Source organism: Cognatilysobacter terrigena, from assembly GCF_004361065.1.
GTDB classification, from domain to species: domain Bacteria; phylum Pseudomonadota; class Gammaproteobacteria; order Xanthomonadales; family Xanthomonadaceae; genus Cognatilysobacter; species Cognatilysobacter terrigena.
Genome location: NZ_SELT01000043.1, coordinates 1 through 8,425 on the forward strand (window position 1 = coordinate 1; position 8,425 = coordinate 8,425).

Sequence of the window (8,425 nt, forward strand, 5' to 3'; positions counted from 1 at the left end):
GCGCGCGAGCGTCAGCGGTAGGTCGCGTTCACGGCGAGGAAGAACAGGAACGCGCGCAGCGGCAGGTCGTCGACCGTCGGCAGGTCGATCTCGAAGCGGCGACGCAGCGCCAGCATGCGCGTGGTTTCGCGAATCGCGCCCACCGCGCCAGTGCCGCTCGCGAGGTCGAAGTGCATCGGGCCGAACCACGCGCGACGCTCGACCAGCGTCCCGACCGTGCCGGGCGCCTCGATGTGCCACTTGCGCGGGCGACCCGGCTGCCCCGTCGCGGACGCACGGCGGGCGTCGCCCTGCATCAGTTTGAAGCGATAGAGCCGCGCGCCGCCGGCGGGCGAATCGAACGTCTCGTACTCGACGCGGTGCTCGACGCCCGCCGCTTCGATCATGACGTAGCCCGGCTCACCCAGCGAGAACCGCGCATTCCGCACCTGCGCCGGGCGTGTGGGCATGCGGATCGTCGCGCGCGGCTCGCCTGCCTCGAGCAGCGTGTAGGTGAACTTCGACAGGCTCTCACAGGTCAGCATCGATCAGCGATGGCCTTCGATCCACGCGGCGACGTCGTTGATGAGCTGCGCATCGACGTGGCCGGGGACGTCGTACGACTTCAACGTCGATGCGCCGGTGCCCGTAATCGCCAAGTGGTCGAGCGCGGGATACAGATGCAGCGTCGCGCGCGGATCGTGGCCGAACGCCTGTTGCCACAGCGCCCAGTCGGTATTCGTGACCTGGAAGTCGCGGCCGCCCTGCAGGAGCAGCATCGGCAGCTTGAGTGCGCGTGCATCCGCGAGCGGATCGACCGCGTCGATCGAACGCCAGTACGCGGCAGACAGGCCGAGCGGGGCGTCGGTGGGCGCAAGTGCACGGCCGCTGCGGATCGCAGCGATCGCGCTGTCGATCTTCGCGAGCGCGGTCTTTTCGGCGTCGCTGACATTGCCGTCGAGATTCGCGATGTAGCGGTTCTGCTCCGGCAGCAGGTCGAGCAGGCGTCGCGCCGGCGCGGCGAGCATCACCACGCCGGCGACATGGCCCGAGCGCGTCGCGATGCGCGGCGCGAGCATCGCGCCCTGGCTGTGGCCGAGCACGTAGACGTGCGCGGCGTCGATGCCGCGTTGCGTGCGAAGCGCTTCGATCGCAGCGACGGCGTCGTTGGTGGTTTCGTCGTCGACGTTGAAGTCGTGGCCGGCGAACTGTTCGGGATGCACGCGGGTGCGCTTCTCGTAGCGCAGCACCGCGATGCCTTTCGACGCCAGGCCGCGCGCGAGATCGAGGAAGGGACGGTTCGCGCCGATCGTCTCGTCGCGATCCTGCGGCCCGGAGCCATGAACGAGCACGACGGCGGGGAACGGGCCTGCGCCCTTCGGCATCGCGAGCGTGGCGGGGAGCGCGGTCGCGCCCGTGCCGATCGACACCTGTGTTTCGGTGAACGGCGCGTCGGCCGGCGCTGCCGGCGCCGGCGGCGAAGCAGCAGGGCGCACCATGAAGCCCTTGATCGCGCCATCCGCACCGATCGCCACCTGCGCATCGAAATCGGCGCCTTCGCGATGCAGCGGGATGGTGACGATCGTGGTGTCGTTCACCGTGCGCGTCGTCGCGGTGCCGCGGCTGCGTGCGGACGGCAGCGATTTCCACACGCCGGCCAGCCGATCCGGTGGCACTGCCGCGCGCATGGTGGCGTCGAACGGCTTCGCCGCGGCGTCGAAATGACCGGCGTCGAGTTCATCGATCAGGTGCGTCGCGATGGCGGTGGCGGGCGGAGCGGCGTATGCGGCGGGGAACGCCGCGATGGATGCGACGAGAACGGCGGCGAGGGCCGAGCGATCGAGGCGCTTCATGTCAGACCGCCTTCTTCAGGATGAGGCGCAGCGAATCGACGGGCGCCGCCTGCACCGCGGACACCAGTTCCCATCCCTCGAGACCGAGGCGGTCGAGCTCGTCCTGCACGCGCTGCGTGAGACTGCCGCCGAACAGCTTGATCTCGAGTTCCACGACTTTGTACGACCAGCGACCGCTCATGATTCGTCCTCTCCAGAAGGCGCATCGGGGACGCCGGGCTTCGGCAGCCGGCCGGCCTTGCGCAGGGCATCGCGCAATACGTATTCGATCTGTGCGTTGAGGCTGCGCAACTCGTCGTCGGCCCAGCGCTGCACCGCCGACAGCACGTCGGCGTTGATGCGCAGCGGATAGGCCTTCTTCTCGCTCATCGACGCCGCCCGCGCACCACGGCGACCAGCATCGCGATCGCCAGCGCGTTCACCGCCAGCGCGACGCCGAGCGCCACGATCACGATCCAGCTCACGTCGTCGCGGACCGCATACATCGCAGCGGCGCCGACGAGCATCGTCGCGCCGACGATGCGCATGAACCGCACGAGCACCAGCGCGAGTTGCGATTCGCGTGCATCGGGGTCGCGCCGCTGCGCGCTTTTCGCGAGCGAGCGGGCGACCAGGAACGCCGGCACGCTGGTGAGCGCGAAGGCGAGGGCGATGCCGGCGCCGTCCATCAGTACAGCGTGCCGGCGTTGACGATGGGCTGCGTGCCGCGCTCACCGCAGAGCACCACGAGCAGGTTGCTCACCATCTGCGCCTTGCGCTCTTCGTCGAGCTGCACGACGCCGTTCTGCTGCAGCTCCGCGAGTGCCATCTGCACCATGCCGACGGCGCCAGAGACGATGCGGCTGCGCGCCGCGATGATCGCGTTCGCCTGCTGACGCTGCAGCATCGCCTGCGCGATTTCCGGTGCGTAGGCGAGATGGCTGATGCGGGCGTCGACGACCTGCACGCCGGCGTCGGCAAGGCGCTCGGCCAGTTCCTGCGCAAGATGCGCGCTGATCTCGGTGGCGTGGCTGCGCAGCGCGAGCTGGCCGGGTTCGTGCTGGTCATACGGGTAGCTCGTGGCCATCGCACGCAGCGCGGATTCGGCCTGGATGTGCACGAAACTCTCGTAGTCGTTGACGTTGAACACGGCTTCGGCGCTGTCCGCGACCTGCCAGACGATCACGGCCGCGATCTCGATCGGCGAGCCGTCGAGCTCGTTGACCTTGAGCTTGCCGCTCTCGAAGTTGCGCACGCGCAGGCTCACCTTCTTCTTCGAGTAGAAGGGGTTGTTCCAGCGCAGGCCGTTGTGGCGGTCGCTGCCGACATAGCGGCCGAACAGGCTCAGCACCGCCGACTGGTTGGGCTCGAGCATGTACAGGCCGAACAGGCAGACGAACAGCACCGCGCCGATCACCGCGGCGATCACCATGCGCGACGGTTCGGCGCTGGCGGCGGCGTTGACAAAAAACGCGCCGTCGGCGACGCCCGCCACCAGCAGCGCGAGCAGGACCGGAATACCGGGCAGCGAACGGGCTTCGATCTCTTTCATGGACGTTTCCTCTAGGGTGAGGAAACGATATCAGATCGATATCACCATCTATCGCCGCTCATCGGCGTCCGCGTCGACGTCGATCCTGTACAGCGGGGCGGGGACGAACTCACCGGTCGCGAAGACATGGCGGCCATCGCGGTCCCAGCCCATCGCCTCCGCCTGCGGCAGCCAGGGCAGGGTGAGGATGCGCGGCGGGCGGGCGACGGCGCGGGCCCAATCCTCGTCCGGCTGCTTGGCGTAGATGAGCAGGTAGCGGTAGGTCAGGACGGCGAGGCGCTGGCCGTTCGGCGAGATGCTGGCGGCGGTGACCTGCGCCGACAGCGGGGCGCGTTCGTCGGTGCCGCTTTGCGGCGCCAGTGCCGGCGGCATGCGGAGGCGGGCAATGCGCTCGGCGACCGCAGGCGGGTCGACCTGCGGCGTCAGCGGCAGCCGGAACAGCTCCGGCGGCTGGCGACGCTTGGAGATCAGCAGCACCTCGCCGCGGCGCTCGTCGACGGCGACCGCCTCGCAGTCGCGCGGGCCGTCCGGCCAGCGGAACACGATCGACCATGCGGGCTTGAGGCGCGCGTTCTCGAGCGTCGCCGGCTCTTCAACCACGTGCAGCTGCAGCGTGCGGCGCAGGCCGCCGTTGTCGCCGGTGTCCGCCAGCATCAGCCAGTCGCGGCCTTTCGAGCGGAAGGCGGCGATGTCTTCCCAGTCGGTCTTGGGCACGCCCTCGATGCGGAACGTCGCGACGCGCCCGCCGTCGCGATCCACCGCGAACAGGCGCGGCGGATTGCCGCCGTCGTCGTGCATCCACAGCGTGTCGTCGTGGCGGTTGGACACCGCCAGCCCGCTGATCTCGCTGAGCTGCGAATCCAGCATCAGGCCACTGACGCGCGCATCGCCGTTGGGCGGCGGCCGCGAGCACGCGGCGACCGCGAACGCCAGCGTGCAGGCGATCACGCCGCGGAGTCGGATGGGGCGCCCCGGTCGATGCATCGTCCAAAGGATCGCATGCACCCGTCCGCCGTTCGACCACGCCGTGCGCACGCTGCGGTGCATCGGCCGATGCCGACCGCGCGGCGCGCGCCTAGACTGTGCGTTTCCCGCAGGATGCCGCGCCATGCCCACGATCGGAACGCCCCTCACGCCCCATGCCACGCGCGTGCTCCTGCTGGGCTCGGGTGAGCTGGGCAAGGAAGTCGCGATCGAGCTGCAGCGCCTGGGCTGCGAGGTCATCGCCGCCGACCGCTATGCGGATGCGCCGGCCATGCAGGTCGCGCATCGCAGCCACGTGCTCGACATGCTAGACGGCGACGCGATCCGCACGCTCATCGATCACGAGAAGCCGCATTTGATCGTCCCCGAGATCGAGGCGATCCACACGCCGACGCTGGTCGAACTCGAACTGCAGTACCAGCAGGACGGCACGCCGACCCGCATCATCCCGACCGCGCGCGCGGCGTGGCTGACGATGGATCGCGAGGGCATCCGCCGTCTTGCCGCCGAAACGCTGGAACTGCCGACGTCGCCGTACGCGTTCGTCGACACGGTCGAGGAATACCGCGCGGCCGTCGCGAAGATCGGTCTGCCCTGCGTGGTGAAGCCGGTGATGTCGTCGTCGGGCAAGGGGCAGTCGACCGTGCATACCGAGGCCGACATCGAGCACGCCTGGGAATACGCGCAGACCGGCGGACGCGCGGGCGCGGGCCGCGTCATCGTCGAAGGCTTCATCGAGTTCGACTACGAGATCACGCTGCTCACCGTGCGGCATGTCGGTGGCACGACGTTCTGCGCGCCGGTCGGCCACCTGCAGCGCGACGGCGACTATCGCGAAAGCTGGATGCCGCAGGCGATGAGCACGCGCGCGCTGGCGACGTCGCAGCGCATCGCACGCGCGATCACCGATGAACTCGGTGGCTGGGGCCTGTTCGGCGTCGAACTGTTCGTGCGCGGCGACGAGGTGTGGTTCAGCGAAGTCTCGCCGCGTCCGCACGACACGGGCCTGGTGACGTTGATCTCGCAGGATCTGTCCGAGTTCGCGCTGCATGCGCGCGCGATCCTCGGCCTGCCGGTTCCGGCGATCCGCGAGTACGGCCCCGCGGCGTCGTGCGCGGTGCTCGCGGAAGGCCACGGCGTGCCGGTGTTCTCGAACCTCGGCGACGCACTCTCGCACCCCGACACCGCATTGCGCCTGTTCGGCAAGCCGCGCGTCGCGGGGCATCGGCGCGTAGCCGTCACGCTCGCTCTCGGCGCCGATGTGGAAGATGCCCGCGAGCGGGCTCGACAGTCCGCCGCGGCCATCGCCATCGACCTGAAATGAGGACTCCTGCATGACCGAGCACACCAGCGGCTACGCCGTATTCCTGTTCGAACAGGCGTGGGAAGCGCTGGGCGAGGCGATCAAGCCTTACGTGCAGGAGGGCCCGACGGGTCCGCACATTCCCTGCCACGTGGTCGACACCGGCGGCGCGTTCGTCGAGATGACGCTGCCGGCGAAGGATGAGCGCGGCAAGGATGCCGAGATCGAACTCATGATCCCGATGCAGATGGTCCGCATGATCGTGTCGATGCACAGCGACATCGCGTTCGGCTTCGCGCGCGAACGCGAGCTGCGTCAGAACGCGTTGCCGGCGGTCGGGCCGGCCGCGCCGGCGCCGACGTCGCCATCGACGCAGATGCCGCATACGGCGGATCCGGCGGGCGCGAACGCGTCGATCGACGACGATCGACGCCGTCCGCCGGAAGGCTGACCTGCTTCAGCGCGGCCCGATGTCGAGCCAAACGAGGTGGTGGTCGCTGGCGTCGAGCAGTTCGCTGCCGGGCTGCCCCTGCTTCGGCCAGAAGATGCCGCCGCTGCGCACGGGCAGATCCTTCGAGGGCAGCACGTAGTCGAGCCGTAGCGTGCCGGCCTGCGGGCCGAAATCGCCGGTGTGCTGCGCGATGTTGCCCTTGCGCGCGATGCCGTATTGCGCGGCGCGTTCCGGGCCGCCTTCGCTGGTCGGCGCGACGGCGTTGTTGACGCGCGGATGGCTGACGATCTGCAGGATCGCGCCGGGTTCGCCGTCGCCATCGACCGGATCGGCGTTGTGGTCGCCCAGGATCACGAACGACGCATCCTGCGCGAGTCCGCCGCAACGGCCGCGGTCATCGCAGAGCCACGGCTTCGCGCCGGGCGACAGGTACTCCGACCACAGGCGGATCTCGTCGTAATTCCGCAGGCCGTTGCGGTTCTCCGGGCCGTCGAATACCGGCGGCGTCGGATGCGCGGCGAGGACGTGGATGCGGCCGAGCGGCGTACGGATCGGCACGTCCCAATGCGACTTCGACGACAGCGGGAACTTCGCCCACGCGGCTGCCGAATACCACGCCTCGTCGGTCTTCGGATCACGCGGTGCGCGCGCGTTCGGCAGGTTCTTCCAGAGGAAATGCTGGAACGTGCGGACGTCGTTCGTATCGATCGGGTAGCGCGACAGCACGAGCATGCCGTACTGGCCCGGGTGCAGGCCGAAGCCCCACGAATCGTTGCCTGCGCTGCGGCCTTCGCCGCCCACGACGCCGTTGCGGTCGAGATCGAATCCGCTCGGCACGCCGGTGTTCACGGGCGCGAGATAGCGATACGCATACGTCAGTGCGTTACCGCCACCGGGCTGCGCGACGCCGAGGTAGCGTTGCTGGAACAGGTCCGCCGCGCGATGCGCGTCGTCGTAGTCGAATTCATTCAGCAGCACGATGTCGGGCCGCACGCGTTGCAGCACCGCGGCCACCTTGCGCGCGTTCGCGTCACCCCTTTCGAGTCGTTCGATGAGCCCGTTCGCACGGTCATCGTTGAGCGACGTGTTGTACGTCGCGATGCGCAGCCCCGCGACGCCGTTGGCCTGGACGTCGCGCGCCCATTGGTCGCGATCGCCCTGCACGCGGAGGCGGACGCAGGCGGCAAGCAGGATCAGCGCCGCGATCAGCAGCGCGGTCGTCAGCATTCGGGTCATGGAGTCTCGTCGGGAAAGGCCAGCCACTGGCGGCCGTCGAAGGCTTCGAGCGGGCGGAATCGCTGCTTGTAGTCCATCTTCGGATGACCGGCGATCCAGTAGCCGAGATAGAGGTGATCGCGGCCTTCGTCGACCGCCCATTGCAGCTGGCGAAGGATGGCGTACGTGCCGAGGCCGCGGTCGGCGTGCTCGGGATCGTAGAACGTGTACACGGCCGACAACGCATCCGGCGTCATGTCGGTGACGGCGACGGCGAGAAGCGTGTGATCGGGCGTGGACGTGCGGAACTCGAGGAACCGCGTGCGGCTCCAGCGGCCGACGAGGAACTGGTCGAACTCCGGCGCGCCGTGGCCGTCCATGCCGCCGCCGGCATGGCGCGTCGACAGATAGCGGCGGTAAAGATCGAGATGCTCCTCGGTGCGCTCGGCGGGGCAGATGCGCATGACGAGGTCGTCGTTGCGGCGCAGGTTCTTGCGCTGTGTGCGATTGGGCCTGAAGCCGGCGACGGGAATGCGCACCGGCGTACACGCACGGCAGGCCGCGCAATGCGGCCGGTAGACGATGTCGCCCGAGCGTCGGAAGCCCCAGCCGAGTGCGAGCGCGTACCAGTCGGGCAGGCGCGGATCACGCGGATCGAGCACGAGGTCGCGCGCCTGCCGGCCCGGCCAGTAGCCGCACTCGTGCAGACCCGTGTGGAACAGGCGGAGATCTTCGCCGTCGCGCGCGGGGGTGTTGCCCATGGCCAGAGCATACCGCCCGTTGCGGCTGGCCCGCGGCTGAACGCGGACGCCTCGACGTCAACCGCCGAACGGTCCGGGCGTTTCCCCTGCATCGGCGGCAACGCCTGCACACCGGAGTACGCACGTGAAGCACACCAAGATCCTCGCCCTGGCCGTCGCCTCGGTCCTCGCCGCCGGTGCCGCCATCGCGGCCCCGCAGACGACCACTGCGCCGGCCGGTGCGCGCGCCCAGGCCCGCCTCGACGTGAACGGCGACGGCGCCATCGACCACACGGAAGCCGCGGCGAACCCGCGCCTGGCGCAGAAGTTCGACCAACTCGACAAGAACAAGGACGGCCGCATCGACGC

The 8,425-nt window shown here is 69.3% G+C and carries 12 protein-coding genes; 3 read left to right on the forward strand and 9 right to left on the reverse strand.

Features of this window, described 5'->3' with window-relative positions; all coding sequences use genetic code 11:
- Positions 1-11: 11 nt before the first annotated feature.
- The 7 genes from EVS83_RS15060 to EVS83_RS15090 are packed head-to-tail and all read right to left on the reverse strand — an operon-like array spanning position 12 to position 4,311.
- Positions 12-524 (reverse strand): hypothetical protein, encoded by a 513-nt coding sequence (locus EVS83_RS15060; protein ID WP_133499752.1) that lies wholly within the window; start codon positions 522-524, stop codon positions 12-14.
- Between the two features lie 3 nt (positions 525-527).
- Positions 528-1,832, reverse strand: a complete 1,305-nt coding sequence (locus EVS83_RS15065) for an alpha/beta hydrolase (RefSeq protein ID WP_133501948.1) — start codon at positions 1,830-1,832, stop codon at positions 528-530.
- Between the two features lies 1 nt (position 1,833).
- A complete protein-coding gene (locus tag EVS83_RS15070) occupies positions 1,834-2,013 on the reverse strand; it encodes a DUF4177 domain-containing protein (RefSeq protein WP_133501950.1) in 180 nt (59 codons plus the stop codon).
- Positions 2,010-2,201 carry a type II toxin-antitoxin system antitoxin gene (locus tag EVS83_RS15075; protein WP_133501952.1) on the reverse strand — a complete coding sequence of 64 codons (192 nt, stop codon included), beginning with the start codon at positions 2,199-2,201 and terminating at the stop codon, positions 2,010-2,012. The genes EVS83_RS15070 and EVS83_RS15075 overlap by 4 nt, the downstream gene beginning before the upstream one ends.
- Positions 2,198-2,500 carry a hypothetical protein gene (locus EVS83_RS15080; RefSeq protein WP_133501954.1) on the reverse strand — a complete coding sequence of 101 codons (303 nt, stop codon included), beginning with the start codon at positions 2,498-2,500 and terminating at the stop codon, positions 2,198-2,200. The genes EVS83_RS15075 and EVS83_RS15080 overlap by 4 nt, the downstream gene beginning before the upstream one ends.
- Positions 2,500-3,363, reverse strand: coding sequence for an SPFH domain-containing protein (locus tag EVS83_RS15085; RefSeq protein ID WP_133501956.1), 864 nt, complete (start codon positions 3,361-3,363; stop codon positions 2,500-2,502). Before EVS83_RS15085 ends, EVS83_RS15080 begins: the two co-directional genes overlap by 1 nt.
- Before the next feature lie 48 nt (positions 3,364-3,411).
- Positions 3,412-4,311 carry a hypothetical protein gene (locus EVS83_RS15090; RefSeq protein ID WP_166636931.1) on the reverse strand — a complete coding sequence of 300 codons (900 nt, stop codon included), beginning with the start codon at positions 4,309-4,311 and terminating at the stop codon, positions 3,412-3,414.
- A gap of 160 nt (positions 4,312-4,471) precedes the next feature.
- Here EVS83_RS15090 and purT point away from each other — a divergent pair, with 160 nt between their 5' ends.
- The gene (gene purT, locus EVS83_RS15095; RefSeq protein WP_133501960.1) at positions 4,472-5,671 is read left to right on the forward strand and encodes a formate-dependent phosphoribosylglycinamide formyltransferase; all 1,200 of its coding nucleotides are present in this window, start codon (positions 4,472-4,474) and stop codon (positions 5,669-5,671) included.
- Positions 5,672-5,681: 10 nt separating this feature from the next.
- Entirely contained in the window at positions 5,682-6,101 is a 420-nt protein-coding gene (locus tag EVS83_RS15100; RefSeq protein ID WP_133501962.1) for a hypothetical protein, read from the forward strand.
- Positions 6,102-6,107: 6 nt separating this feature from the next.
- Here the strand turns inward: EVS83_RS15100 and EVS83_RS15105 are convergent, their stop codons facing one another.
- Together EVS83_RS15105 and EVS83_RS15110 are read right to left on the reverse strand one after the other, a co-directional pair.
- Positions 6,108-7,328 (reverse strand): endonuclease/exonuclease/phosphatase family protein, encoded by a 1,221-nt coding sequence (locus tag EVS83_RS15105; RefSeq protein WP_133501966.1) that lies wholly within the window; start codon positions 7,326-7,328, stop codon positions 6,108-6,110.
- A 5-nt stretch (positions 7,329-7,333) separates the two neighbouring features.
- The gene (locus tag EVS83_RS15110; protein WP_133501964.1) at positions 7,334-8,077 is read right to left on the reverse strand and encodes an arginyltransferase; all 744 of its coding nucleotides are present in this window, start codon (positions 8,075-8,077) and stop codon (positions 7,334-7,336) included.
- 124 nt (positions 8,078-8,201) lie between these two features.
- On the opposite strand from EVS83_RS15110, the gene EVS83_RS15115 reads away from it, so the two are divergent.
- On the forward strand, positions 8,202-8,425 hold a 224-nt coding region (locus EVS83_RS15115), incomplete at its 3' end, for an EF-hand domain-containing protein (protein ID WP_484030535.1).